This is a genomic window from Desulfoferula mesophila (genome assembly GCF_037076455.1).
GTDB lineage: Bacteria > Desulfobacterota > Desulfarculia > Desulfarculales > Desulfarculaceae > Desulfoferula > Desulfoferula mesophila.
Genome location: NZ_AP028679.1, coordinates 3,666,952 through 3,691,381, shown reverse-complemented (window position 1 = coordinate 3,691,381; position 24,430 = coordinate 3,666,952). Strand labels below are relative to the sequence as shown.

The 24,430-nt window shown below is 67.4% G+C and carries 25 protein-coding genes; 9 read left to right on the top strand and 16 right to left on the bottom strand.

Annotation, left to right across the window (positions count from 1 at the left end):
• From murD to ftsZ, 8 genes are read left to right on the top strand one after another with little or no spacing between them, the layout of a single operon-like run.
• Positions 1-1,344: a UDP-N-acetylmuramoyl-L-alanine--D-glutamate ligase gene (gene murD, locus AACH32_RS16910; RefSeq protein ID WP_338602074.1), complete on the top strand. Its 1,344-nt coding sequence runs from the start codon at positions 1-3 to the stop codon at positions 1,342-1,344.
• Positions 1,337-2,485: a putative lipid II flippase FtsW gene (gene ftsW, locus AACH32_RS16905; RefSeq protein ID WP_338602072.1), complete on the top strand. Its 1,149-nt coding sequence runs from the start codon at positions 1,337-1,339 to the stop codon at positions 2,483-2,485. Before murD ends, ftsW begins: the two co-directional genes overlap by 8 nt.
• Positions 2,482-3,579, top strand: coding sequence for an undecaprenyldiphospho-muramoylpentapeptide beta-N-acetylglucosaminyltransferase (gene murG, locus AACH32_RS16900; protein ID WP_338602070.1), 1,098 nt, complete (start codon positions 2,482-2,484; stop codon positions 3,577-3,579). The genes ftsW and murG overlap by 4 nt, the downstream gene beginning before the upstream one ends.
• Complete coding sequence (gene murC / locus AACH32_RS16895; RefSeq protein WP_338602067.1) at positions 3,579-4,955, top strand: UDP-N-acetylmuramate--L-alanine ligase; 1,377 nt, start codon at positions 3,579-3,581, stop codon at positions 4,953-4,955. The genes murG and murC overlap by 1 nt, the downstream gene beginning before the upstream one ends.
• Positions 4,945-5,847, top strand: coding sequence for a UDP-N-acetylmuramate dehydrogenase (murB, locus tag AACH32_RS16890; protein ID WP_338602065.1), 903 nt, complete (start codon positions 4,945-4,947; stop codon positions 5,845-5,847). The genes murC and murB overlap by 11 nt, the downstream gene beginning before the upstream one ends.
• Positions 5,840-6,730 carry a cell division protein FtsQ/DivIB gene (locus tag AACH32_RS16885; RefSeq protein ID WP_338602063.1) on the top strand — a complete coding sequence of 297 codons (891 nt, stop codon included), beginning with the start codon at positions 5,840-5,842 and terminating at the stop codon, positions 6,728-6,730. The genes murB and AACH32_RS16885 overlap by 8 nt, the downstream gene beginning before the upstream one ends.
• Positions 6,727-7,953: a cell division protein FtsA gene (gene ftsA / locus AACH32_RS16880; protein ID WP_338602059.1), complete on the top strand. Its 1,227-nt coding sequence runs from the start codon at positions 6,727-6,729 to the stop codon at positions 7,951-7,953. The genes AACH32_RS16885 and ftsA overlap by 4 nt, the downstream gene beginning before the upstream one ends.
• Before the next feature lie 23 nt (positions 7,954-7,976).
• Complete coding sequence (ftsZ, locus tag AACH32_RS16875; protein WP_338602056.1) at positions 7,977-9,176, top strand: cell division protein FtsZ; 1,200 nt, start codon at positions 7,977-7,979, stop codon at positions 9,174-9,176.
• Positions 9,177-9,310: 134 nt separating this feature from the next.
• On the opposite strand, the gene AACH32_RS16870 is transcribed toward ftsZ, so the two are convergent.
• From AACH32_RS16870 to AACH32_RS16800, 15 genes are all read right to left on the bottom strand, one after another.
• A complete protein-coding gene (locus AACH32_RS16870) occupies positions 9,311-10,141 on the bottom strand; it encodes a phosphodiester glycosidase family protein (RefSeq protein ID WP_338602053.1) in 831 nt (276 codons plus the stop codon).
• 73 nt (positions 10,142-10,214) lie between these two features.
• A complete protein-coding gene (locus tag AACH32_RS16865) occupies positions 10,215-10,454 on the bottom strand; it encodes a hypothetical protein (RefSeq protein ID WP_338602050.1) in 240 nt (79 codons plus the stop codon).
• Positions 10,455-10,544: 90 nt separating this feature from the next.
• A complete protein-coding gene (locus AACH32_RS16860) occupies positions 10,545-13,058 on the bottom strand; it encodes an FAD-dependent oxidoreductase (protein ID WP_338602047.1) in 2,514 nt (837 codons plus the stop codon).
• 106 nt (positions 13,059-13,164) lie between these two features.
• Complete coding sequence (locus AACH32_RS16855; protein WP_338602045.1) at positions 13,165-13,455, bottom strand: 4Fe-4S dicluster domain-containing protein; 291 nt, start codon at positions 13,453-13,455, stop codon at positions 13,165-13,167.
• Positions 13,456-13,461: 6 nt separating this feature from the next.
• A complete protein-coding gene (gene bzdQ, locus AACH32_RS16850) occupies positions 13,462-14,334 on the bottom strand; it encodes a benzoyl-CoA reductase, bzd-type, subunit Q (protein ID WP_338602042.1) in 873 nt (290 codons plus the stop codon).
• 29 nt (positions 14,335-14,363) lie between these two features.
• Entirely contained in the window at positions 14,364-15,149 is a 786-nt protein-coding gene (locus tag AACH32_RS16845) for an acyl-CoA dehydratase activase (RefSeq protein WP_338602040.1), read from the bottom strand.
• 26 nt (positions 15,150-15,175) lie between these two features.
• Entirely contained in the window at positions 15,176-16,483 is a 1,308-nt protein-coding gene (gene bzdO / locus AACH32_RS16840; RefSeq protein WP_338602037.1) for a benzoyl-CoA reductase, bzd-type, subunit O, read from the bottom strand.
• Positions 16,484-16,519: 36 nt separating this feature from the next.
• Positions 16,520-17,647: a benzoyl-CoA reductase, bzd-type, subunit N gene (bzdN, locus tag AACH32_RS16835; protein ID WP_338602034.1), complete on the bottom strand. Its 1,128-nt coding sequence runs from the start codon at positions 17,645-17,647 to the stop codon at positions 16,520-16,522.
• Between the two features lie 318 nt (positions 17,648-17,965).
• Entirely contained in the window at positions 17,966-18,397 is a 432-nt protein-coding gene (locus AACH32_RS16830) for a GNAT family N-acetyltransferase (protein ID WP_338602032.1), read from the bottom strand.
• Between the two features lie 22 nt (positions 18,398-18,419).
• The gene (locus AACH32_RS16825; protein ID WP_338602030.1) at positions 18,420-18,629 is read right to left on the bottom strand and encodes a DUF2080 family transposase-associated protein; all 210 of its coding nucleotides are present in this window, start codon (positions 18,627-18,629) and stop codon (positions 18,420-18,422) included.
• A gap of 502 nt (positions 18,630-19,131) precedes the next feature.
• Positions 19,132-19,563, bottom strand: coding sequence for a GNAT family N-acetyltransferase (locus tag AACH32_RS16820; RefSeq protein WP_338602028.1), 432 nt, complete (start codon positions 19,561-19,563; stop codon positions 19,132-19,134).
• 14 nt (positions 19,564-19,577) lie between these two features.
• A complete protein-coding gene (locus tag AACH32_RS16815) occupies positions 19,578-19,778 on the bottom strand; it encodes a DUF2080 family transposase-associated protein (RefSeq protein ID WP_338602025.1) in 201 nt (66 codons plus the stop codon).
• 140 nt (positions 19,779-19,918) lie between these two features.
• Positions 19,919-20,674 carry a CoA-transferase subunit beta gene (locus tag AACH32_RS16810; RefSeq protein WP_338602023.1) on the bottom strand — a complete coding sequence of 252 codons (756 nt, stop codon included), beginning with the start codon at positions 20,672-20,674 and terminating at the stop codon, positions 19,919-19,921.
• A complete protein-coding gene (locus AACH32_RS16805; RefSeq protein WP_338602020.1) occupies positions 20,671-21,597 on the bottom strand; it encodes a CoA transferase subunit A in 927 nt (308 codons plus the stop codon). Before AACH32_RS16805 ends, AACH32_RS16810 begins: the two co-directional genes overlap by 4 nt.
• A 71-nt stretch (positions 21,598-21,668) precedes the next feature.
• On the bottom strand, positions 21,669-22,376 hold the full coding sequence (locus AACH32_RS16800; protein WP_338602018.1) for a hypothetical protein: 708 nt from the start codon (positions 22,374-22,376) through the stop codon (positions 21,669-21,671).
• 76 nt (positions 22,377-22,452) lie between these two features.
• Here AACH32_RS16800 and AACH32_RS16795 point away from each other — a divergent pair, with 76 nt between their 5' ends.
• Positions 22,453-23,307: an NAD(+)/NADH kinase gene (locus AACH32_RS16795; protein ID WP_338602016.1), complete on the top strand. Its 855-nt coding sequence runs from the start codon at positions 22,453-22,455 to the stop codon at positions 23,305-23,307.
• A 58-nt stretch (positions 23,308-23,365) separates the two neighbouring features.
• On the opposite strand, the gene AACH32_RS16790 is transcribed toward AACH32_RS16795, so the two are convergent.
• Positions 23,366-24,424 (bottom strand): sensor histidine kinase, encoded by a 1,059-nt coding sequence (locus AACH32_RS16790; protein WP_338602014.1) that lies wholly within the window; start codon positions 24,422-24,424, stop codon positions 23,366-23,368.
• Between the last annotated feature and the right edge of the window lie 6 nt (positions 24,425-24,430).

The following is a 24,430-nucleotide window of genomic DNA, read 5'->3' as shown; positions in this document are numbered from 1 at the left end:
GTGGAGCTAAGGGGCAAAAAGGTCCTGGTGGTGGGCCTGGGCGTGAGCGGCCGGGCGGCGGCCCTCTTGTGCCTGGCCCAGGGCGCCCTGGTGCGCGCCACCGACCAAAACCCCGCCCCCCCGGCGGCCGCCGAGCTGGCCGGAGCCGGAGTGGCGCTCAGCCTGGGCGGCCACCGGGCCGAGGACTTCGCCTGGGCCGAGCTCATCGTGCTCAGCCCCGGAGTGGACCACCGCCTGCCCGAGATAGAGCGGGCCCGCGCCGCCGGAGCCCAGGTCATCGGTGAGCTGGAGCTGGGCTGGCGCTTCACCGGGTGCCCCACGGTGATGATCACCGGCACCAACGGCAAGAGCACCGTGACCACCCTGGTGGGCGACATCCTGGCCCAGGCCGGGTTCCAGACCCTGGTGGGAGGCAACCTGGGCCGCCCGGTGTGCGACATGGCCGCCGAGAGCGCGGCGGCCGACTGGCTGGTCGCCGAGGTCAGCTCCTTCCAGACCGACACCATGGAGCTGCTGCGGCCCAGGGTGGGGGTGGTGCTCAACATCACTCCGGACCACCAGGACCGCTACCCGAATTTCGCGGCCTACGCCGACAGCAAGATGCGCCTGTTCAGTAACCAGGCCGACGGCGACGTGGCCGTGCTGTGCGCCGACGATCCCCAGGTGTGGTCGCGCCGCGCGGCCGCCCCGGCCCTGGCGTGGGGCTACGGCGCGGCCGGACCCCAGCGGCCCGGCGGCTGGCTGGAGGGCGAGGAGTTGGTGCTGGACGTGGGCCAAGGCCCCCTGCGGGTAAAGCTGCCCGACGGACATCTGGCCATCGGCTTCAACCGCCTCAACTGCCTGGCCGCCTGCCTGGCCGCCCTGGCCTGCGGGGCCGGGGCCGAGGCCATGGAAAGAGCCCTGGCCGCCTATCAGGTGTTGGGCCACCGCCTGGCCCTGGTGGGGGAAAAGGACGGGGTGCGCTATTACGACGACAGCAAGGGCACCAACGTGGGGGCGGTGGCCGCCGCCCTGGAGGCGCTCGAGGGGCCGGTGGTGCTATTGCTGGGCGGGCGCGACAAGGACGGGCGCTTCGCCGACCTGGGGCCGCTGCTCAGACAGCGGGCCGCGCAGGTGATCTGTTTCGGCGAGGCCGGGCCCAAGATCCAGGCCCAGATAGAAGGGTTCGCGCCCAACCTCACGGTGGCCAACCTGGCCGCGGCGGTGCGGGCAGCGGCCCAGGTGGCCAAGCCGGGCCACGCGGTGCTCCTTAGCCCCGGCTGCGCTAGCTTCGACGCCTACACCGGCTACGCCCAGCGGGGCGAGCACTTTCAAGAATTGGTGCGGGAGGTGATCCATGGCTGAAGCAGTGCTGGAAGCCCCCAAATCCGCCTCCACCGGGCAGGCCGTCTCCCGGGTGGGAGACCCCTGGCTGCTGTTGGCCTCCCTGGCCCTGGCCGGAGTGGGCCTGGTGATGGTCTATTCGGCGGGCAGTGCCCTGGCCGCCCAGCGCTACAGCGACGGGGCCTATTTCTTCAAGGCCCAGCTGCTGCACGTTACCGCGGGCATCGTGGTCATGGGAGTCGTCGCGCTGATGGACTATCGCCGTCTGGCCCGCTTCACCTACCCGGTGCTCTTGGGGGTTCTGGCCGCCCTGCTCCTGGTGCTCATCCCCGGCGTGGGCCACGAGGCGGGCGGCGCGGTGCGCTGGCTGCGCCTAGGGCCCTTCTCCCTGCAACCGGCGGAAATGGCCAAGCTGGCCCTGGTGCTCTACCTGGCCCATTCCCTGTCGCGCCATCAGGAGCAGATCAAGACCTTCAGCCGGGGCCTGCTGCCCCACCTGGGCGTGACCTTCCTGCTTATCCTGCCCGTGGCTGCCGAGCCGGACCTGGGCATGAGCGTGATCCTGTTCTGCCTGGCCTGCCTGATGCTTTTCGTGGCCGGGGCGCGCTTCAGCTACCTGCTGGGCCTGTTGGCCCTGGCCTCGCCCCTGGTGTGGGTGATGGTGGTGCACTACCCCTGGCGCCTCAAGCGCATCCTGGCCTTCCTGGACCCCTGGCACGACGCCGGGGGGGCCGGTTTCCAGATCATCCACAGCTTTTACGCCCTGGGTTCCGGCGGCCTGTGGGGAGTCGGGCTCGGCGCGGGCAAGCAAAAGCTCTTTTACCTGCCCGAGCCCCACACCGACTTCATCTTCAGCGTGCTGGGCGAGGAGCTGGGTCTCTGGGGCGTGCTGTTGGTGCTGGGCCTGTTCTTGCTGCTGGTCATCCGGGGGGTGAAGATCGCCCTGGAGGCCCGGGAGCTGTTCGGCACCTACCTGGCCATGGGGTCCACCCTGATCATCGGCTTGCAGGCCTTTATCAACGCCGGGGTGGTTATGGGCCTGTTGCCCACCAAGGGCCTGACCATGCCCTTTATCAGCTACGGCGGCAGCTCCCTGATGGTCAACTTCGCTTGCGTGGGCATCTTGCTCAGCGTGGCCGCGGGCAGCGGGAGGAAAGCTTGAGTCCCACGGTGCTCATAGCCGGCGGCGGCACCGGCGGCCACCTGTTCCCGGGCATGGCCGTGGCCGGTCAACTGCTGGCGGCCCGTCCGGGCCTGGCCCTGGCCTTTGTCAACGCCGGGCGTCCCTTGGAGAGCCGCGTGCTTTCCCAGGCGGGCTATGCCCAGGAGGTGCTGCCCGCCAAGGCCTTCCGGGGCAAGGGCCTGCTCTCGCGCCTGAGCGCCCTGGCCGTGGTGCCCGGCGCGGTGCTGCGGGCCGTGGGCCTCATCCGCCGCCGCCGTCCCGGCCTGGTGCTGGCGGTGGGGGGCTATGCGGCCCTGCCCCTGGGCCTGGCCGCTCGCCTGTGCGGGGTGCCCCTGGCGGTGCAGGAACAGAACGCCCTGCCGGGGCTGACCAACCGGGTGCTGGGCAAGCTGGCCGCCAAGGTTTTCGTGGCCTTTGCCGCCGCCCAAAAGTATTTCCCCCGAGGCAAGAGCGAGCTGTTGGGCAACCCGGTACGCCAGGAGCTGTTGCAGCAGGCGGCCGGGGTGGAGCGCGAGGACCCGGCGCGGCGCTTCACCGTGCTGGTGCTGGGGGGCAGTCAGGGGGCCAGAAGCCTGAACCAGGCGGTGACCGGGGCGCTGGAGCTGTTGACCGAGCGCAAGGAGCGCCTGTTGTTCATCCACCAGACCGGCGAGGCCGACGCCTCGTGGGTGGGCGAGGCCTACGCCGCGGCGGGCTTCGCCGCCGAGGTGGCCCCCTTCTTCGAGCAGGTGGGGGCCTGCTACGGCCGCGCCCACCTGGTGCTGTGCCGCGCCGGAGCGGGCACGGTGACCGAGGGCCTGGCCACCGGCCGGGCCATGATCTGCGTGCCCTATCCCTTTGCGGCGGGCGATCACCAGCGCCTCAACGCCCAGGCCCTGGTGGAGGGCGGAGCGGCCCGAATGATTCTTGACGCCGAGCTAACCCCCCAGGCGGCGGCGAGCGCCATCGCCGAAATGATGGATCGCGCCGACCAGCGCGAGGCCCTGGAGAGCCGGGCCCTGGAACTGGCCCGGCCCCAGGCGGCCGGGAACATCGCCGGGCGCTGCCTTCAACTCATGAAGGAGGCGGCCTGATGTATCAGAGGCACCAGCGCATCCACTTCGTGGGCATCGGGGGCATCGGCATGAGCGGCATCGCCGAGGTGCTGATCAACCTGGGCCACCAGGTGAGCGGCAGCGACCTCAAGGAAAGCGACACCACCCGCCGCCTGGCCAAGCTGGGGGCGCGGGTGGAGATCGGCCACCACCGCGACTGCGTGGAAGGGGCCGACGTGGTGGTGGTCTCCTCGGCGGTGCACGAAGACAACCCCGAGGTGCAGGGGGCCCGCGAGCGCCTCATCCCGGTGATCCCCCGGGCCGAGATGCTCTCGGAACTGATGCGCCTCAAGTACGGGGTGGCCGTGGCCGGGGCCCATGGCAAGACCACCTGCACCTCCCTGGTGGCCACCCTGTTGGCCGCCGGTGGCCTGGACCCCACCGTGGTGGTGGGGGGCAAGGTGGGGGCCCTGGGCAGCAACGCCCGTCTGGGCTCCGGCGAGTTTTTGGTGGCCGAGGCCGACGAGAGCGACGGCTCCTTCACCCGCCTGACCCCGGTGGTGGTGGTGGTCACCAACGTGGACCGCGAGCACATGGAACACTACGGCTCGGACCAGGCCCTGGACGACGCCTTCGTGGAATTCATGAACAAGGTGCCTTTCTACGGCGCGGCGGTGCTGTGCCTGGACGACGAGCGCCTCACCGGGCTGATCCCCCGGGTGAACAAACGCACCGTCACCTACGGGCTCTCCTCCCAGGCCGACGTGCAGGCCCGCGACCCGCGGCCTCACGGGATGGGCACCCAATTCACCCTTTACGTGCGCGGGGAATCCGCCGGGGCGGTGGAACTGCCCCTGCCGGGCCGCCACAACGTGCAGAACGCCTTGGCCGCCCTGGCCGTGGCCCTGGAGCTGGGGGTGGAGCTGGAGGCGGCCAAAAAGGCCCTGGCCGAGTTCCAGGGAGTGGGGCGGCGCTTCGAGGCCAAGGGCACCGGCCCCGGCGGCTGCCTGGTGGTGGACGACTATGGTCACCACCCCACCGAGATCAAGGCCACCCTGGCCGCCGCTCGCGAATGCTGGCCGGACCGCCGCCTGGTGGTGGCCCATCAGCCCCACCGCTACAGCCGCCTGCGCGACCTGTTCGAGGATTTCGCCACCGCCTTCTACGGGGCGGACGAGCTTTTGGTCCTGGACGTCTACGCGGCCGGGGAGCCCGAAGACCCCTCGGTGAGCGCCGAGGGCCTGGCCGCGGCCATCCGCTCCCACGGCCACCGCTCGGTGGAATACGTGGGCGGGCGGCAAGAAGCGGCGACTCGCCTGGAAAAGATGCTGGGCGCGGGCGACGTGCTTATCACCCTGGGCGCGGGCGACGTGTGGCGCCTGGGCGAGGAACTGGTGCAAAGCCATGTCGGTTGAGCTGAAAAAGCTGATCCAGGCCCGGCTGGGCGCCCGGGCCCGCTTTGACGAGCCCATGAGCCGCCACACCACCTGGGGTGTGGGCGGGCCGGCCTGGTGTCTGGCGCGGGTGAACAGCGCGGCCGAGGCCGCCTGGCTGCTCGCCGCCTGCGGCGAGGCCGGGTTGGCTTACAAGCCCCTGGGCCGGGGCTCCAACCTGCTGGTGGGCGACGCGGGCTTTTCCGGCGTGATGATCCGTCTGGGCGGCGAGCTGGGCAAGCTGGCCCTGGAGGGCGACACCCTTTTGGCCGGGGGCGGCGCGCCCCTGCCCGGCGCGGTGCGCCTGGTCGCCCGCCAAGGCCTGGCCGGCCTGGAGTGGGCCGCGGGCATCCCCGCCAGCCTGGGCGGGGCGGTGGCCACCAACGCCGGAGCCCACGGCGGGGACATGGCCGAGCTTACCTCGGGGGTGAGCCTGCTGTTGCCCGGCGGCGAGATGATCGAGGCCGCGGGCAAGGATCTGCCCTCGGGCTACCGCCGCCGGGTCTTGCCCGCCGGAGCCCTGGTCCTGGGGGCTAGGCTGAAGCTCAGCCCCACCATGCCCGCCGAGGTGGAGCGCCGCCGCAAGGCCCTGTTGCAGCTGCGGCGCCTGCGCCAGCCCCTGGCGGCGCGCACCGCGGGCAGCGTTTTCAAGAACCCGGAGGGCGACCACGCCGGGCGGCTCATCGAGGCCGCCGGGCTCAAGGGCCTGGCCGTGGGCGGGGCGGTGGTCAGCCGGGTGCACGCCAACTTCATCGAGAACCGAGGCGGGGCCAGCGCGGCCGACATCTTGAGCCTGATCAACACGGTGGTGCTCAAGGTCATGGACGCCTTCAGCGTGCGCCTGGAGCCCGAGGTGGAGGTGGTTGGTGTTTAAGCGCCGCAGCCATAGCCGCAGCGTCGGCCGCGCCCTTTGCGCCAAGCCGATGAAGGCCTGCCTGGACACCCAGCGGGTGGCCCGGCGCGCCCCGGCGGTCAAGGAGGTGAAGCCTCTGCCCGTGGCGGCCAAGGGCTTGTTGCGCCAGGGGCTGCTGGCCACGGGGGTGTTTTTGGGGGTGAGCCTGGCCTTGCTGGCCACCTGGAGCCTGCTGAGCACCAGCCGGGCCCTGGCCGTGCAGCGGGCCGAGGTGTGGGGCACCGGCCACCTCAGCCGCCTGGATATCCTCAGCGCGGCCGAGGTGGGCAGCGACAGCAACCTGCTGGCCCTGCCGGTGGGCGAGATCGCCCAGCGGGTGCGGGCCCTGCCCTGGGTACAGACCGCCGAGGTGCGGCGCCGTTTGCCGGACACGGTGATCATCCAGGTAAGCGAGCGCCGTCCCGCGTATATGGCCCTGGTGGAAGGCCACTTGTTTTACCTGGACCAGGATCTGCGGCCCATCGCGGTGCACCGGCGCCGGGCCCTGCCCGATTTGCCGGTGATCACCGGGCTCAGCCGGGCCGACCTGGCCCAGCCCGACGACGAGGTGCTGGAGCTCATGGCCGCGGCCCGGCGGCTGCTGGGCCTCTTGCCCGCCTCGGACTTGGCCCCCGGCGGCCGCCTGGCCGAGCTGCACCTGGATCGGGTGTGGGGCATCAGCCTGCTGTTCAACGATCTGACCCCGGTGGTGCGCTTGGGCTTCAAGGATTACGCCCGCCGCCTGGCCCGCCTGGAGCAGGTGCGCGGCGATCTGGACCAGCGGGGCGAACTGGAGCGGGCCAGGCTCATCGATCTGGAATCTTCGCGGCGCGTGGTGGTGCGCCTGGGCCGGGAGAAAGCATGAAAAAGGGCGGCGAAATAATCGTGGGCCTGGATATAGGCACCACCAAGATCTGCGCGGTGGTGGGCGAGCTCAGCGAAGAGGGCATCGAGGTCCTGGGCATGGGCAGCCACCCCTCCGAGGGACTGCGCAAGGGCGTGGTGGTCAACATCGAGACCACGGTGGCCAGCATCAAGAAGGCGGTGGAAGAGGCCGAGCTGATGAGCGGGGTGGAGATAACCTCGGTGAACACCGGCATCGCCGGCGGCCACGTCAAGGGATTCAACTCCCACGGGGTGGTGGCGGTCAAGGGCAGCGAGGTGACCGCCCGCGACAAGGAACGGGTGGTGGACAACGCCCGGGCCGTGGCCATTCCCACCGACCGCGAGGTTATCCACATCCTGCCCCAGCAGTACATCCTGGACGGGCGGGGCGGGATCACCGACCCGGTGGGCATGAGCGGCCTGCGCCTGGAGGCCGACGTGCACCTGGTTACCGGGGCGGTGGCCAGCGTGCACAACCTCATCAAGTGCTGCAACACCGCCGGGCTGGACGTTGGCGACATCGTATTGCAGTCGCTGGCCAGCGCCGAGGCGGTGCTGACCCCCGAGGAACGCGACCTGGGGGTGATCCTGGTGGACTTCGGCGGCGGCACCACCGACCTGGCCCTGTTTTCCGGCCAGGCCATCAAGCACACCGGCGGGGTGGCCCTGGGCGGCAACAATCTGACCACCGATCTGGCCATGGGGCTACGCACCCCGGTGGCCGCGGCGGAAAGGCTCAAGCGCAACTACGGCTGCTGCCTGAGCTCCCTGGCCGGGCGCGACGAAGCCATCCTGGTGGAAGGGGTGGGCGGGCGCCCGCCGCAAAAGGTGAGCCGGGCCATAGTGGCCGAGATCCTGGAGGCCAGGGTGGAGGAAATCCTGGTTTTGGCTCATCAGGAGATAGCGGAAAACTACCCCGGCCAGGCCCTGGCCGGCGGAGTGGTGGTAACCGGCGGCTCCTCGCTCATCGAGGGCATGGAGGAGATGGCCGAGCAGATATTCAACATGCCCGCCCGCCTGGGATATCCCCACGGCACCGGCGGCTTGAGCGACGTGGTCGACAGCCCCATGTACGCCACGGCGGTGGGGCTCTTGCTCTACGGAGCGCACAACCGAGAAGAGGAAAAGTTCCGCATACGTGACCAGAAGATCTTCAACCGGATCACCAAGCGTATGCGTAAGTGGTTCAAGGAAGTAATCTAGGCAACCTCACGGGGGAGGTTAACATGAGCATGGAAATCCAGATGGTAGACAACCTCGACGCCAACGCCAAGTTGCGCGTGGTGGGAGTCGGCGGCGGCGGAAACAACGCCCTGAACAACATGATCACCGCGGGCCTCAAGGGGGTGGAATTCATCGCCGCCAACACGGACCTGCAGGCCCTGGAAAACAGCAAAGCCAGGGTGCACATGCAGCTGGGGCAAAACCTCACCCGGGGCCTGGGCGCCGGGGCCGATCCCGAGGTGGGCCGCCAGGCCGCCTTGGAGGACCGGGACAAGATCAAGGAGCTGCTCGCGGGCAGCGACATGGTCTTCGTCACCGCCGGCCTGGGCGGCGGCACCGGTACCGGCGGGGCCCCGGTAATCGCCGAGGTGGCCAAAGAGGTGGGCGCCCTCACGGTGGCCGTGGTCACCAAGCCCTTCGATTTCGAGGGCAAGCGCCGCTTCAAGCAGGCGGAGCTGGGTGTGGAGGAGCTCAAAAAGGTGGTGGACACCTTGATCGTGATCCCCAACACCAGACTGCGTTCCCTGGCCCCCAAGAACGCCCGTTTTCACGACATGCTCAAAAAGGCCGACGAGGTGCTGCTCTACGCGGTCAGGGGCATCAGCGATCTGATCATCACGCCGGGGCTGATCAACCTGGACTTCGCCGACGTGCGCACGGTGATGGGCGAGATGGGCGTGGCCCTCATGGGAGCCGGCGAGGCCAGCGGCGACGACCGGGCCCTGCAGGCGGCCACCCGGGCCATCAACAACCCCCTGCTGGAGGACATCACCATCGACGGCGCCCGCGGGGTGTTGGTGAACATCACCGCCACCGACGAGATCACCATCGACGAGATCAGCGAGGCCAGCAGCTTCATCCAGGAGGCGGCCCACGAGGAGGCCAACATCATCTGGGGCACGGTCATCGATCCCACCATGGGCGAGAGCATGCGGGTGACGGTGATCGCCACCGGCATCGGCCAGATCGAGGAAGTGCGCGAGGTGCGCCGGGTGGCCGTGGCCGGCGGCGGCGGCGTGGCCGGCGGCGGCAGCCGGGAGATGGACATCAGCGAGATCGACGAGCTCAACGTGCGCACCTATCGGCGCAACGGCGCGTCTCTCCGGGGTCTTACCTCCCCCGGAACCCAGGGGGGGCGTCCCATGAGCGGCGACAGCAGCGATTTGGACTGGCCGGCCTTTTTGCGCCGCCAGGCCGACTAGGCGGGGGAACCCCGAACCGGTCGCGTCTTAACCAGACCCAACCTCCGGCTTCTTACATGGAAGCCGGGACACCATGCCCATGGCCGCCGGGGCTGCACCCACGGTCCCGGCGGCCCCCTCCTTAGGCTTGGCCCCTAATTTTTTTTGAATACGGCCAGAACCGCGGGCAGGGCCTGGCGGGCCCAGGGCAGGTCCGGGGCCGGGCTGAGCCGCCCGTAATGCTCATAGGTGAAATCGCCCACCGCCACGGCCAGCTGGGACTCGGCCCCTCCGTCCATGGTCATGACTTCCCGCAGGGCCAAGCCGCTGTTTTTGAGCGCTTGGGCCAGCTCCCACAGGGTATGCCCTCCCTCGGTCACCACCACCAGGATGCGCCCCTGGTCGTCCAGGGCCAGGGCGGTGCGGTTGGCCACCCTGGGCGAGCGGCGCACCCTGATCATGCCGAAGCGGTCCAGCAGCATCAGGGATTGGGCCGCTTGGCGGTAGGGGTTGAGCTTGGGGTCAAAGGGGGTGTAGCGCAGGTCGATGATGCGGGCGGGGGGTAGCTCCGTCTCCCGGGGCCCGGCCAAAAACAGGCCGTCCTGCTGGGGCACCAAGGGGCTCAGTTCCTTGCCGTCTTGCAGTAGGTAGCCCAGGTGACGCCCCTCGGGGGTGTAGAGCCCGGCGTTGAACACGGCCAGGGCCCCGCTGGCCTCCCGCCATCGCCCGGCGGTTTCTCCCTCCTGGCCCTCCGGAGCGGCCAGCACCTTGAAGTCGTAGCGCCTTGGGTCGATGCGCAGGAGGGCCACCTGAGAGCTGCCGCTGCGCGAGGGGGTCAGGTTGTCCCACAGGACGAATTCCATGCCGGTAGACAGGGTTTGCCACTTCAGCGGGGCGGCGGTTTCCTGGGCCCGGGCCGGGAGGGCCAGACAGGCCGGCAGGAACAGCGCCAAGGCGGCGAGGATTATGAGCTTGCGGTGGTGCATGGCAAATCATATCTCGGCCGGGGCCGGGACACAACCGTCGTGAATCGGGTGAACCCTCCCCCTGGGAGTCGTTCTACTTCGGGCGGCGGGTGTAGATGATCTTGAACTGGGCCGCCGCCTCGGGCGCGGCGAAGCAGGCGGTGCAGCCGCCCTGGGCGGCGCAGGCGGCCGGGTCCACCGGCTCCAGATGCACCTGAAAGCCCAGCGCGGAGTATTCGACCACGGCCTCGCTCAAACGGGGCTCGTTGGTCATGAACTGTTTGACCCAGCCCTCTGCCAAAAGCTGGGCCTCTCGTTGGGATGCGCAAGTCACGGAAATCCTCCTGGGCCGCCTGCGACCGCCCTCGCGCGGGCGGGGGCCACGGCGGCTTGCTGCAAATATAGCCTCGCCCCCCAGGGGCGTCTAGAAAAGATCGTCCAGGTCGTCCCCGCCGCCGGAGCCGTCGCCCGGCGGCATGGAGCCGTGCCGCTGGAGATAGGCCTGGATGCGCTCGCTCTCGGCCTTGGAGTACATGGGGTCTGGTTCGTATTCGAAATAGGCCGCGCTGGAGCCGCCTTCCAGGCGCTCGTTCAGGCCCTCGCGCAGGTTCATGGCGCCCTGGATGACCAGGATGTTTTTCTCCGGGTCAAAGAGGATGAACACCCCCTCGCTTTCCGGCACCCCGTCTACCGCCTCTTGGTTGAGGGGCAACAAATGCTCCGGCGGGCCGGGCACCCGGCTGATCATCAGCCTTAGCTGGCACTGCAAGCAGCGCCCGGCCTCGGCCTCGGCTTGCCCGGAGTTGAACCCCTGGCAGGTCTCCTCGTAGCCCCGGCTGCGCCGCTCCGGGGACAGCCAGGCCGGGGCCACCCTTTGCTGCAAGGCAAAGCCCTCCACCCGGCCCAGGCGGGGGCTAAGGGGCTCGGGCCGGGTCAGGCTGAAGTCTATGTCCCCGTCGCCGCCCAGGTATTCGTCCATGCTCCGGGCCGCCCTGCGCCCGGCGGCGATGGCGTGGATCACCGCTCCGGGCATGACCACCGCGTCGCCCCCGGCGAACACCCCGGCCACGTCCGTGGCCAGGGTGTCGGGGTCCGCCGCTATCAGCCCCCGGGCCACGCCAACTCCGCCGCCCGCGCCCAGAAGGCCCAGGTCCGTGGCCTGGCCGATGGCCATGATCACCTGGTCCGCGGGCAGTTCCATGACCTCGGCGTCATCGTAGCTGGGGTTGAAGCGGCCCTGTCGGTCGAGCACGGCCGTGCAGCGGCGGAAGGCGACCGCGCCGTCCGGAGCCACCCGCAGCGGGCCCCAGGCGTTGCGCACGCGCACGCCTTCCTCTTCGGCCTGGGCCACCTCCCAGGGATGGGCGGGCATTTCCTCGCGCTTTTCCAGACAGACCAGGTCCACCTCTCGGGCTCCCTGCCTCAAGGCGGACAGGGCCACGTCGATGGCCACGTTGCCGCCGCCCACCACCACCACCTTGGGCCCTACCTGAGGGTCTTGGCCCCGGCGGATGGCCTTTAAAAAGTCCAGGCCCCACAGCACCGAGGGCTGCTCCGCGCCCTCGATATTAAGGCGCCGCGGAAGCTGGGCTCCCATTGACAGGAACAGGGCGTCGTAGCCCTGGGCCGTCAGCTCCTCCAGGGACTCCACCTTGACGCCCGTGTTGATCTCCACCCCCAGGGCGGCTATGTCGCCTATCTCGGACTCCAGCACCTCCCGGGGCAGGCGGTAGGCGGGGATGCCGTAGCGCAGCATGCCGCCGGGGCGCTCCTCGGCCTCCAGCATGGTGACCGCGTGGCCCTTGCGGGCCAGGAAAAAGGCGGCGCTGAGCCCGGCCGGGCCCGCGCCCACCACGGCCACCTTCTTGCCGGTGGCGGGCAGCCGCTCCAGGCGCGCCTTCCAGGCCCCGCTGCCCTGGTCGGCGGCGTAGCGCTTGAGCAGACAAATGCTGATGGGCTCGTTTAGCGAGCCCCGGCGGCAGTTGTCCTCGCAGGGGTGGACGCACACCCGGCCCAGCACGCCGGGCAGGGGCACCCGTTGGCGGATCACCGCCAGGGCCTGCTCCGGCCGCCCGGCGGCGATGAGCCTGAGATACTCGGGCACGTCGATTTCCGCCGGGCAGGCGCTGCGGCAGGGCACCAGGGCCTTGCTTTTGTCCCCGCTGGGCAGCTTGTGGTCCAGGATGGCCCCGGTGGGGCACACCTCCACGCAGGCGGTGCAAAAGCGGCAGCCGCTCTCGGCCAGGCCCTGGGCCAGGGTGCCCACCTGCACCTGGCCGTTTTCATCGAATACGAAGCCCAAAGCCCCCACCCCGCGCAGGTCCTCGCAGGCCCGCACGCAGCGGGTGCAGCCGATGCACAGGTTGTAGTCGCGTTTGTACAGGGGATCGTCCAGGAGCTTGGGCCGGCCGCCGGGAATCCAACGGGGGGTGTCCTGGTGGATGCCCAGGTAGTTGACCACCTTTTGCAGCTCGCAGTTGCCGAACTGCTCGCAGCAGCGCTCGGCCTCGGCCACGTTGGAGGAGCACTGGGTGCGCGAGCAGCCCGCCGCCTGGGCGCAGGCCAGGCAGGCGTGGGGATGGCGGGCCAGGATGGGGATGAGCTTTTGCTTGCGCAGCTTGTTCAGAGCCTCGCTGCTGGTGGTTATAACCATGCCCTCGGCCACGGGGGTACTACAGGCGGGTTGGGGCTCGGCCGTCCCGGCCAGCTCCACCACGCATAGGCCGCAGCCGCCCAGCTCATCCTCCTGGGCGTTTTCAATTTTGACGCCGCCCTGCCACACCGCCGGAGCCGGTTTCTTGCCCTTGCCCGGCGGCAGGTCGGGGTGGTTGCAGATGGTGGGGATGTAAATTCCGGCCCGGCGGGCGGCCTCAAGAATGGTGTCGTTTTTCTGGGCCTCCACCGGCTGTCCGTCTATGCTAATATTGATCGGGCTCATGGCTCCTCCCAGGGGGCGGCGCGGCCCCGCGCGTAGGTGCGAGGTAAAAAGGGGGGACGGCCTTCGGAGCCGGCCGCCCCCCGGGGAGCGTCGTCCGGGGCGCGGCCTACCAGGAGTGGGCTATGGCATCCACCGGGCAGGCCTCCACGCAGGGCAAGGGGCTCCGTTCGCCGCCCGGTTTGCACTGGGCGCAGGCGTACTTGATCTTCTTGCGTTGATCGTCGGCCACCACCGCCACCGGCTCCTCGCGCATCGGGTCGTTGGGGTCTTCGTCCATCACCATAAACACCGCGCCGGGGCACACCGGCACGCAAGCGCCGCAGCCGTCGCATTTGTCGGTGTCGATGGCGATGAAGTAATCGCCGCTGCCGTCCTTATAGCCGTAGTTGGCGATCATGCTTTCCTAGCCCTTCTTGCGCTCTTTCTTGACCAGGGCGTCGCCGAACAGGGCCGCGCCCACCGCGCCGGCTATCTGGGTGTCGATCTTGGGCTTCAATGCGGTGATGCCCAGCTCCTTTTCGATGCGCCCCACCACCCCTACGTTCTTGGCGATGCCGCCGGTGATGGCGAAGTCTTCCTCCACCCCGATGCGCTCCAGCAGGGTGACCACCCGGTGGGCCATGGCCGAGCAATAGGCGGCGATGACCTTCTCCTTGGGCCAGCCCTCGCGCAGCAGGGAGGAGGCCTCGCTCTTGGCGAACACCACGCAGGTGCTGGACACCGGGGGAGGCTCCTTCTCCACCTGGAGGCTCAGCTCGCCGATCCGGGTGATGGGCACCTGCAACAGGTCCGCGAAGACCTCCATGCCGCGGCCGGTCCCGGCGGCGCACTTGTCGTTCATCAAAAAGTTGGTCACTTTGCCGCGGGGGTCGCAGTGGATGGCCTTGCAGTCCTGGCCGCCCATGTCCAGCACCGTCTTCACCGTGGGGCCGTACATGAAGTTGGCCCCCCTGGCGTGGCAGGCGATCTCCGTGATGGCCCGGTTGCCGAAGGGCACGTTGACCCGGCCGTAGCCGGTGCCCACCGTGTATTGCAAATCATCCAGGCTCATGCCGGTGTCTTCCATGGCCAGCCCCATGGCCTTGTGGGCGCTGTCTGGGCTGTTGGAGCCGGTGCGGGTGTTGCCGTAGCAGTAAAGCCGGCCGTCCACGAAGACCACCGCCTGGGAGCTCACCGAGCCCACGTCCACTCCGCCGGTGATGATGTCTCCCTTTCTCCAGTCGATGTCGGGATCGGTCCAGCGGGACTCGGTCCATCTCCAAAATTCTTCAGCCATTTTTCATCCTCCCGTGGGGAAGCCTGCTATTAGATGGTTTCGGACAGGGACTCGGCGTAGTTGCCCTCCTCGCCCAGGATGGCGGCCCCGAAGGCGGACACCAGCTGGGGATCTTGGGGCACGATGACCGAGGTTTCCAGGTCGTTGGCCAGAGAGGCCACGAAGCCGTCGTTCAGGGCCACGCCGCCGATGAGCATCACCTTTTCGGCCATGCCCACCCGGCGCACCATGGACACGATGCGGTCGCTGATCGCGTCGTGGATGGCCTTGGCCATGTCCTCCTTGGGGGTGTTGGAATGCACCAGGGTGACCAGCTCGCTCTCGGCGAACACGGCGCACTGGGCGTTCATGGCCACGTTGCCCGTGGACCTGAGGCTCATGGCGGCCAAGGTGGGCAGATCCACCTCCAGGGCCCGGGCCATGGCCTCGGTGAAGGCCCCGGCTCCGGCGGCGCATTTCTCGTTGATGGCAAAATCCACCAACTTGCCCATCTCGTCGATGCGAATGGCCCGGCCCTCCTCGGCGCCCACGTCGACCACCGTGCGCACCTCGGGTTCGGTCTTCTGGGCCCCCTTGGCCGCGGCGGCCACCTCGGTGACGTAGCCCTGGGCCCGTTTGGTGCTTTTGCGGCCCGAGCCGGTGGCCACGATAAGGCCGATGTCGGCGATGGGGGTGTCCAGGCTCTGCCAGGCCTCTTCGATGGCCGCCTGGGCGTCCTGCCCGGCGGGCACTATCTGGCGGTCCACTATCTTGCCGTCTTGGGTCACCACGATCTTGACGGTCTTGGCTCCGACGTCGATTCCAGCGGTATACATTGGTTTGTCCTCCCGAAAGTACGGCCCTAGGCCGCCACCTTCTTGACTCCCAGGGTTTCCATGAAGGCGTCCACCCGCTGCATGGTGCGGCCCAGGTCGAACTCGCGCTCGTCGCCCATGTTGCCCTCAAAGGTCATCACCGGATAACCGGCTTCCTGAATGGCCAGGCGGTTTTCGGCGATGCCCAGGCTCAGGCCCTCGCAGCCGCGGTTGTAGTGCAACATCACCCCGCTGAGGCCCCAGTTTTTGCAGATGGCGACCATCATCTGACTCTTGTAGTCGCAGTCGTAGAAGTGCTGGTACTCGGGCTTGTGCAGATGCCAGCGTACCAACTCGCGGGCGGCTTCCTCGCGGGTGGTGGGTTTTTTCTCGGGCATGGGCCGGGGCACCAGGTCGCCGGTGGCGGGGTCGAAGTCCCACATGCCCTCCAGGCCGAAGGTGTAGAGGCTGCCCACCGAGACCACGCCGTACTGCTCCAGGTAACGGAACAGCTTCAGGGCGCTCCAGGGCGGCTGGGTGTCGCTCATCACCCGGGCCTGCTCGTTGGGCACCGCGGCGATGCCCCGCTCCACCCGGTCCTTGACCTCGTCGTAGAGTTCGTCATAGTAGTCGGCCACCACGCCCCAGGACTTTTGCAGGGTGGCCAGCACGTACAGGGAGTACATGGTCTTCTCGTCCAGGGGCGCGGGCACGGCCTTGTTCAGCTCGCAGACCTGGGCCCACCTGGAGGTGCTGCGGAAGTCGTTCCAACAGGCCTCGATGAACAGCTCGTCGTCGTAGGTGCGCCCCGTGGTCTTTTCCAGCCACTCGATGCCGTCCAGGATCTGCCCGGTCACGTAGTCGATCTTGGAGTCGGTGAGCGTCCCGAAGGGCTCCGCCGGGCCCACCGCCACGTCCACGCAGAACATGGGGATGCCGCCCTCCAACTCGCTGACCACCTGGTACCACTTGGCGTGGGAGCAGCAGATGTGGTCCTGCCAGATGAAGTCCGGCTTGGGGAAGGGGCCGCCAAAGGCGTACTCGTCCATGAGGATGGAGCCCCAGTAGTTGCGCATGTAGGCGCACAGGTCCCGGGCGTAGCCGGCGGTCTCGGCCGCCTCCATGGCCCGGGTGGAGAAGTCCTTGTTAAAGGCGCAGGAAGCGCCGTAGGGCTCACTGGTCAGGGAGTAGACGTTGCCCCCCAACCCGGCGGGCACCGCGTCGAAAGTCCAGGCTCCGCCCACCCAGCGGATGCCGCCCTTGTCGTGGGCGGCGGCGTAGTTTTTGTAATAGGTCTCCCTGATCTCCTTGGCTTTGCTCCAAGACAACAGGGTTTCCGTGGGGTAATTGGCCATTTTAAAAACCTCCCGATACACAGCAATGTGTGGTCCCTAGAACAGATCCTCTTCGGCCAACATTTCCAGGAAGGCCTCCACGCGGATCTTGAATTGCCCCACCGGCACGGTGACGTCCAGCTCCAGGAACAGGGTGGGCACACCGATTTCGCCCAGGCTCTTGCGCTGCTCGGGGATGTCCAACTCGTGGGGGTCGCAGAACTTCTGCTGGATGATGATGGCCCCGGCCACGTTCCATTCCTGGGCCAGCATGCGCACGTGCTCCAGGCGGGTGCGCTGGGGCCAGTCCTTGGTGGGGCAGGCGGGACGGTTGATGTAGCGCTTGGCGATGGCCAGCAGGCGGTCTTCCTCGGGCTCCACCTGGTTCCAGAAATAGCGGCTGCCGGTGCAGTGGTCGTCGGTGACGATGACCGAGCCGCAGCCCTCCACCATGTTCACGAAGGCGGTGTCGTCGTCCTCGGAGCCCAGGATCATCAGGCGGGTCTTGTCCCCCAGGCCCAGGTCGCGCCCCACCAACTCCTTGGCCAGCGCCTCACGCACCGCGGCGGTGTGCTCGGCCTTGTCGATCCATTGATTGCTCGCCGCCGCGTACATGGCCTCCAGGCCGGTCATGGGCGAGTTGGCGCTTTTGCGGGTGTCGTAGAGATCGCGCATGGCCTGGCGGGAGGCGTTCATCAGTTCGATGCCCCGGTCCAGGTCCGCGTCGGTGATCTCCTTGCCCACCCACTGCTCCACGGCGCCCTTGAAAGTCTCCAACTCCGAGCGCAGGAAGGGGATGGAGCGGGGGCTCTGCACCTGATGGGGCATGGGCAGGTAATAGGTGAACTCCGGGGGCATGTGCTTTTTCCAGGACGTGAAGGCCTGGCGGATGTGCAGGCAGCTCTGGGCGATCATCATGCCGTCCAGATAGTCGTAGCGCCCCAGCAGCCCCTGAGCCAGACAGTCGCGGCAGAAGGGGCAGTACATGCCGAAAATGTGGGGCTCGGTGACGTTCTGGGGCTCGTGGGAGCCCAAAATGCGCACCGGCAACACGTTGGCGGCCAAGAGGATTTCCTCGGGCACATAAGTGCAGAAGAAGCCCATCACTTTTCCGCCGGTTTTGTCCTTCCACTCCTTGGCGTATTCGTGGCGGGACTTGTACCACTCCTCGAACATTTCGATCATGGCCAAACCTCCTAGGTAGTCTCTGAGGCCCCGTTCCGGCGCTTTCCCTTGAACCGGAGAACGGCGCTTTCGGCGGGGTCGATTGTTGCTCAGGCCTCCGGCTCCGGCCGGAGGGCCTGGTCCTTGGTAGCGGGGTCGGTTGGGCCGCAGAGCGTCGGGGGGACGGGCGCGGCGGTTCATCCCTGGGCCCGGCCGGGGCCGGGCGCTTGGGCAACCCATGGGTTGCACTGTTTGCTTGAACCGCAGATCGTCGGGGGGGCGGGCGCGGTGGTTGGCCTCGGCCTTCCGCTGCCTGGCGGATGGCCGGACCGGTTAAAGCTAAAGTGGTTGCTCGAACCTAAGATTGATAAATGGGCTCTTGTCAAAACCGATCTTCTTGAAGAAGGCCAGCATGTCGCCGGAGTCCCAGCGCACGGCGGTGTAGATTTCGCGCACCCCGCGCCCCCACAGGGCCGCGAACAGGGTCTCCACCAAGGCCGCGCCCACGCCGGAGCCCATGAGTCTGGGCTCCACGCCCAAAAGCTCCAGCCAGCCGGAGAGTTCGGTGCCGAAGCCGCCGATCTTGATTTCACCCAGGATGAAGCCGCGCACCTCGCCGTCTTCCTCGGCCACGAAACCCAGGCGGTAGGTTTTGTCCACGTGCGCGGCCAGCATGTCCACCCAGGATTGGGAGACCTCCTGGCGGGTGATGCGGTCTTGGATGCGCTTGACCTCGGGCAGGTCTTTTTGTTGCATGGGGCGCAAATTCACGGCTGGGCTCCTCGTCTGGTCTTTAGTTGAGGCGAATGATCTTCACGTTTTTGCCGACCCACTCCGGAGGCAGGTACACCCGGCCGGAGCTACCGCTTTGACTTACGGTCTTTTCGATCATCTCTTCGCCGTAGCCCTCGAATTTGGTCTTGCCGCTGAAGCCGCCGGGCTTTTGGGCGGCGTTTGGCCCCGCTAGGCCGGGCCGCTTGGCTGGGTTTCGTTTGGGTTCCATGTCGTTTTCTTCCCTTGAGTGACTTGGCGGCGCGTCGGCCGGTTCGGCCTTGGCATTGTCCTTTCCGATAGCTACAAAGCAGTTACATCAGCGCTACAAAACAACTAGATTGTAGCTATAATGTGACTTTATAGAGGGCTCGCGGGGGATGTCAACCGGAATTTTTTCCCCGTCAGGGGCGCTCGGCGGGTGCAAACTTCAATAATCAATAATTACAGGAAATTACCTTCCATATTAGTCTTCAAAAAAATATGTCATTTTTGACATAGCAAATGAAGTATGTCATTTATGACATAACAAAACAAACAAATTCACTCCGCCTCCCCAAGGGAATGGCTGAATAATTACTTAATTATCTATTGGTTATACTGATTGCCCACCCGGGTTGGCCGGTTTGGGGGGCAGGCTGAAAAGACCGCCGCCACGCGGCGGGGGCCGATGCTTGGCGCACAAACGAAGCCGGGCCCCGACGGGGGCTCCGGGGCCGCGCGTTGACGGGGGGTCAGTCTTTCAGGCGAAGGTTGATGAAGGCGCTTTGGTCAAAGCCCAGCTTCTTGAAAAAGGCCAGCATGTCGCCGGAGTCCCAGCGCACCGCGGTGTAGATTTCCTGCACGCCCCGCTCCCGGAGGGCGTTGAACAGGGCTTCCACCAGGGCCGCGCCCATGCCCGAGCCCATGTGGTTGGGCTCCACCCCCACCAGCTCCAGCCAGCCGGACAGCTCGGTGCCGAAACCGCCGATTTTGATCTCACCCAGGATGAAACCCAGCACCGCGCCGCTTTCCTCGGCCACGTAGCCCAGGCGGTAGGTATTGTCCACATGCTCGGCCAGCATGTCCATCCAGGGTTGGGGAACCGGCTGCCGGGTGATGCGGGCCTGAATGCGTTGGACCTCGCTAAGGTCCTCTTGAGTCATGGGGCGCAGATTCAAGGGCACTTGTCGCCTCGCCTTTAATCAATGCGGATGATTTTTACGTTTTTGCCAACCCACTCCGGGGGCAGGTATACCCTGCCGGAATTGCCGCTTTGCTTGACCTCCTTTTCGATCATCTCCTCGCCATAGACCTCGAACTTGGCCTTGTGACGGGCATCGGAGGCTTTTTCCTCGGCTCCGGAACGCTTCCGGCGGGCTGCATTTTCAGTTTCGCTCATGCTCCTGAGGCCTCGGCGGTTTTGGGGTTGGGGCCCTGATCCTGGTGCGAATCGTCCAAGAATCTATGCTACAAAATGACTAATTTGTAGCTATTTTGTGACGATAGGTCAGCGCCCCAAAATTGTCAACCCCAAAAAAATCAGGCGGTCCAGAACCGGTTGGGATCAAAGCGCCTGATTATGGCCAGTTCCCGGTCCGTGGGCTCCGGGGTGGTTCCCAGCCCGGGCGCCTGGGTCAGCTCCCAACCGGTTTCCCGGGCCACCTGTTCCGGGTTCACCCCCGGGTGCACCGAGCTCAACTCGGCCCGTCCCCGGGGAAAGCTGAACACCCCCAGGGAGGTGATCAGGGCGGCCGGCCCGCCCCGGGTGAGCCCCTGCTCCTCGCGCCAGCCGGGATGGGGCCCCCAGCCGGGGGAGGTGACATAGTCCACCTGGGGCACCAGGCGGCGGCGCTCGTGATTCATGATGATGAGCAGGCGGCCGGCCAGGCAGGCGATGTCCGCCCCGCCGCCCGAGCCGGGCAGGCGCACCGCCCTACCGTCCGGCTTGGGGGCCAGATGGGTGTTCACGTTACCCCACTGGTCCACCTGGGCCCCGCCGATGAAACCCAGATCCACCCGCCCGCCCGAGAGCAGGCTCATCACCTCGTCCAGGCCGCAGACCTTGAGCGCCCCGCACTGGTTGGGCGCGTCGCCCATGGTGATGATGGGCGCGGTGGCCGGTTGGTCGCGCAGCACCCCGTTTTCAAAAAGGCCCAGGGCATGGGGCGCGTGGGTCTCTTTGGCCAGCATGAAGGCCAACAGCGGCAGGCGCATGCCCACGAACACCACCTCGCCGTCGCGTATCTGCCGGGCGGCGGCGGTCACCATGATCTCGGCCGGGGTGTAGTCCGTCACCAGCCGTACTCCAACGGCGCGCTGGGGCGGCTGTGGCTCACCATGAGCGAGCGCAGGCGCTCGCCGCCCAGCTTGGCCACGTAGGCCTCGCGGCCTTCCAGCCCGTCCACCCACTCGGTTTGCCAGGCCCGGGCCCCGGCGGGCTCGCGGGTGGCGGCCGCATAGTCCAGGTAGAACTGGTTGTCCAGGTCGTAGTATCCCTGCACCGGGGCGGGATGGGCCCCCCAGGGCACCTCGCACACCGCGTCCACCAACAGCCCCGGCACCAGAGTGCGGTCCGGGTCGCGGCGGATCACCTCGCTGTCCACCACCTCTTCGCAGGTTATGAGCACCCGGCGGCTGGCCATGGCCGCCTGCCTGGCGAAACCGCTGGCCCCCCAGGCCTGGCAGTTGCCCTGGGCGTCGGCCCGCTGCACGTGGAGCAGGGCCACGTCGGGGTTGAGCGCCTGGATGGCCAGGAGCTTCTGGCCGGAGTGGGGGCAGGAGAAGCTTTTGAACTGAGGGTTGTTCAGGGCCATGTCGCTGCCCATGGGCGAGCGTCCCACGGCCATGGGCAGGCCCCGGCCTCCGGCCTCCAGGGCCAGGGTGATGGAGAAGTTGCTGTGGTCCAGCACCTCCAGGGGCCGGGGCAGACCCTGTTCCACCGCCCGGCGGTAGTTGTAGCCGATGCCGGTGCTCACGTTGCCCACCCAGGCGGCGATGACCCGCTCCGCCAGGCCGGCGCCGATCATCTGGTCGATGCTGATGTTGCTGATGGGGGCCACCAGGGTGAGAGGCCCGATGCCCTGGCGGATGATCTCATGGGCCGCGGCGTAGGGGATGCAGCCCTCCAGGGCGGCGGAAAGGGCCACGCTGTCGCCGGGGCGCACCAATTCGCCCACCGCTTGGGACAAGCTTTTAACCTTGTGGCGCGCCTTGGCCATGTACCTCCCTAGGCAGGATGCGAGCTACTCAGCAATAGCAGATCGGCCCGGCGGGCCGCAAGCGGGATGCTTCAAAAGAAATCCTTGCCGGCCTGGGGATTGCGTTTCAGCGACTGCTTGAGCAGCCCGCTTACTTCTTCCATGACCTGGGAAACTGGTTTGGGCTTGGGCAGGGGGGCGTCCAGGCTCAGATCCTTGGCCCTGAGCTGCCGGAAGGAAAGGGCCGCGGCGGAGAGCGCCTTTTCCTGGGCCGTGAAGTTTACCCCCAGGATCTTGCGCTTTTGCAGGGTTTCCGGGCTTAGCGAGCGCAGGTAGCTGGCCAGCATCATCAGGTCGTGGTTGGCCTCGAAGGCCGCGATGTCCTGGTTGACTTCCTTCATGAGCTTCAGCGCCCTTTGGCGCTCGTCCTCCAGGGAGGCGGCCTCGTCCACCAACACCTTGTAGAGCCCGCGAATCAGGCTGGTGTAGCGGGAGGTCCTGGTCAGCCCCCGGGGTGGGGAAAGGCCCACCGCCGGAGCGGAGGCGGCCACCGACTCGGGGCGGGGGGAAACCAGATCGGCGGCGGCGAAGAATTTCTCGCGGGTGTCCGCGTCGCCCAGGGCCCGGCCCAGGCGGGCCCTATGCTTTTCCCAGGCGTAAAGCCCTCCCTGCAGGCCGCTGACCGCCTCGTTGACCAGCTGGATCTCTTCCTCTATGATGCGGCGCTCACGGAAATAGTTCTGCACTATCTCCTGCTTGACCGCCTGGTTCAGGGCCTGAATGAAATCATCATCCCCCATCGAAATTCCCCGTGGTGGCATACTGGTTGTTAGAAAGGGCGCTTTTTGTTAGGTTTGCCCCCAAGGAGCTTCCACAATGCCCAAGGTTACTATAATTTACAAGGCCAAAACCCCCGCGGCCCAAGAGCAGGCCGAGAGCCTGGGGCAGTGGCTGGCCGGGCGCGGCTCTGCGGTCCACCTTTTGGAGGCCAAGGGCGGCGAACCCGGGGCCGACAACGGGGCGGAAAGGCCCCTGCCCCCGGACACCGGGCTGGTGGTGGTACTGGGCGGCGACGGCACCATGCTGGGCGCGGTGCGCCAGGTGGTGGCCTGCGGCCTGGAGCGGGTGCCCATCCTGGGGGTGAACCTGGGCGGCTTGGGCTTTCTTACCGCCCTGGCCCCCGGCGAACTTTTGCCGGCCATGGAAAAGGTGCTCCAGGGGCATTACCAAGCCTCCCCCCGGCTCATGCTGGACGCGGTGGTGCGCCGGAGCGGCGTCCAGCTGGCCCGGTTCACAGCTCTCAACGACCTGGTTATCAACAAGGCCGCCTTGGCGCGCATCGTGGAACTGGAGGCGGTGGTGGACGGCCGCCCGCTGACCACCTTCCAGGCCGACGGCCTGATCGTCTCCACCCCCACCGGATCCACCGCCTACAACCTCTCGGCGGGCGGGCCCATCTGCCATCCTTCCCTCAACTGCATCGTGGTGGCCCCCATCTGCTCCTTCACCCTGAGCAACCGCCCGCTGCTTCTGGCCCCGGAGATGGTCTTGGGAGTGACCCTTGGCAAGAGGGCCCAGGAAACCACCCTGACCTGCGACGGGCAGGTGGGCCTGGAGCTGGAACCGGGCGACGAGATCCGCTTCCAGCGCTCGGAGCACACGGTCCATCTTATTCAGTCACCCTTCAAGGACTACTTCGAGATTCTCAAAACCAAGCTGCGCTGGGGATAGCCGGTATAAGAGGGCGGCCCGCGGCCCAAAGCCGCGCTCGGGCTTGCTCCGGGAAGCGCTAGGGTGTGGCGGCGGCAGCGCCTTCGCCGGCGCGGGGCAGGACCACCCGGAAGGTGCTGCCCTTGCCCGGGGCGCTTTGCAGAACCAACTCGCCATGATGGGCCAGCACGTTCTTGCGGGTGATGGCCAGGCCCAGGCCGGTTCCCCCCTTTTTGGTGGTGAAAAAGGGCAGGAAGATGTTTTTCTGTTCTTCCGGGGCGATGCCCGGACCCTGGTCCATTATCTCCAGGGTGAGGTGTTCCTTGTCTTCCAGGGCCCTGACCACCACCACCCCGCCCCGGGGCGAGGCCTGCACCGCGTTTTGCACCAGGTTTATGAGCACCTGCTTGAGCCGGATGCGGTCTGCGGGCACAGTGAGCTCTTTGCCGCCCAGCTCGTGGGCCAGGCGCACCGCCCGTTTCTTGGCCATGGCCTCGGTGAGGAGAAAGACCTCCTGGACCAACTCGGCCGGGTCCACCGGCACCGGACGCAACTCCAGGGGCCGGGTGTAGTCCAGCATCTGGCGCAACAGGGCCTCCATGTGGCTTACCTGGTCCACGAGGATCTTCAGCTGATGGCGGTAGGGGTGGTCCGGGGGCAGGTCGCGCTGGATGCGCTGGGCAAAGCCGCCTATGGCGATCAAGGGGGTTTTGAGCTCATGGGCCACCGCCCCGGCGGCTTGGCCCAAAAGAGCCAGGTTTTCAGCCTCTTTGAGTCGCTTGGCCTCGCGGCGCTCCCGGTCCACCAAAAAGCCGGTGAGGGCGCCGGTGAAGAAGTAGAGCGACAGCTCAAGGGCCATCAAATAGGTGGCGGCGCGGCCGTTGGCGGGGTCGTGGAAGAAGTCCAGGTAGTTGAGGCCGATCAGCGCGGCGCAGATGAGCCCGCCCTTGAGACCAAAGAGCAGGCTGGCCATGAACAGGGGCAAAAAGAACAGGCGCTGCACAAAGGCGGCAAGATCGGGCCGCAGGGGTAGCAGCCACCAGTTGGCAAGGCCCAACCCGACCAAGAGGCCGGCCACCGGCACCACCTTGATCCAGGTCGGGATCACGCTCCAGCGGCGGCGCATTTCATCGAGCATTACTGC

Coding starts and splice junctions, on each gene's coding strand:
- AACH32_RS16815 (WP_338602025.1), bottom strand. CDS start 19,778: ATGAGCGAAACTGAAAATGCAGCCCGCCGGAAGCGTTCCGGAGCCGAG.
- ftsW (WP_338602072.1), top strand. CDS start 1,337: ATGGCTGAAGCAGTGCTGGAAGCCCCCAAATCCGCCTCCACCGGGCAG.
- murB (WP_338602065.1), top strand. CDS start 4,945: ATGTCGGTTGAGCTGAAAAAGCTGATCCAGGCCCGGCTGGGCGCCCGG.
- bzdQ (WP_338602042.1), bottom strand. CDS start 14,334: ATGGCTGAAGAATTTTGGAGATGGACCGAGTCCCGCTGGACCGATCCC.
- AACH32_RS16790 (WP_338602014.1), bottom strand. CDS start 24,424: ATGCTCGATGAAATGCGCCGCCGCTGGAGCGTGATCCCGACCTGGATC.
- ftsA (WP_338602059.1), top strand. CDS start 6,727: ATGAAAAAGGGCGGCGAAATAATCGTGGGCCTGGATATAGGCACCACC.
- AACH32_RS16870 (WP_338602053.1), bottom strand. CDS start 10,141: ATGCACCACCGCAAGCTCATAATCCTCGCCGCCTTGGCGCTGTTCCTG.
- AACH32_RS16845 (WP_338602040.1), bottom strand. CDS start 15,149: ATGTATACCGCTGGAATCGACGTCGGAGCCAAGACCGTCAAGATCGTG.
- bzdN (WP_338602034.1), bottom strand. CDS start 17,647: ATGATCGAAATGTTCGAGGAGTGGTACAAGTCCCGCCACGAATACGCC.
- AACH32_RS16855 (WP_338602045.1), bottom strand. CDS start 13,455: ATGATCGCCAACTACGGCTATAAGGACGGCAGCGGCGATTACTTCATC.
- AACH32_RS16825 (WP_338602030.1), bottom strand. CDS start 18,629: ATGGAACCCAAACGAAACCCAGCCAAGCGGCCCGGCCTAGCGGGGCCA.
- murC (WP_338602067.1), top strand. CDS start 3,579: ATGTATCAGAGGCACCAGCGCATCCACTTCGTGGGCATCGGGGGCATC.
- AACH32_RS16795 (WP_338602016.1), top strand. CDS start 22,453: ATGCCCAAGGTTACTATAATTTACAAGGCCAAAACCCCCGCGGCCCAA.
- AACH32_RS16860 (WP_338602047.1), bottom strand. CDS start 13,058: ATGAGCCCGATCAATATTAGCATAGACGGACAGCCGGTGGAGGCCCAG.
- ftsZ (WP_338602056.1), top strand. CDS start 7,977: ATGAGCATGGAAATCCAGATGGTAGACAACCTCGACGCCAACGCCAAG.
- AACH32_RS16800 (WP_338602018.1), bottom strand. CDS start 22,376: ATGGGGGATGATGATTTCATTCAGGCCCTGAACCAGGCGGTCAAGCAG.
- AACH32_RS16805 (WP_338602020.1), bottom strand. CDS start 21,597: ATGGCCAAGGCGCGCCACAAGGTTAAAAGCTTGTCCCAAGCGGTGGGC.
- bzdO (WP_338602037.1), bottom strand. CDS start 16,483: ATGGCCAATTACCCCACGGAAACCCTGTTGTCTTGGAGCAAAGCCAAG.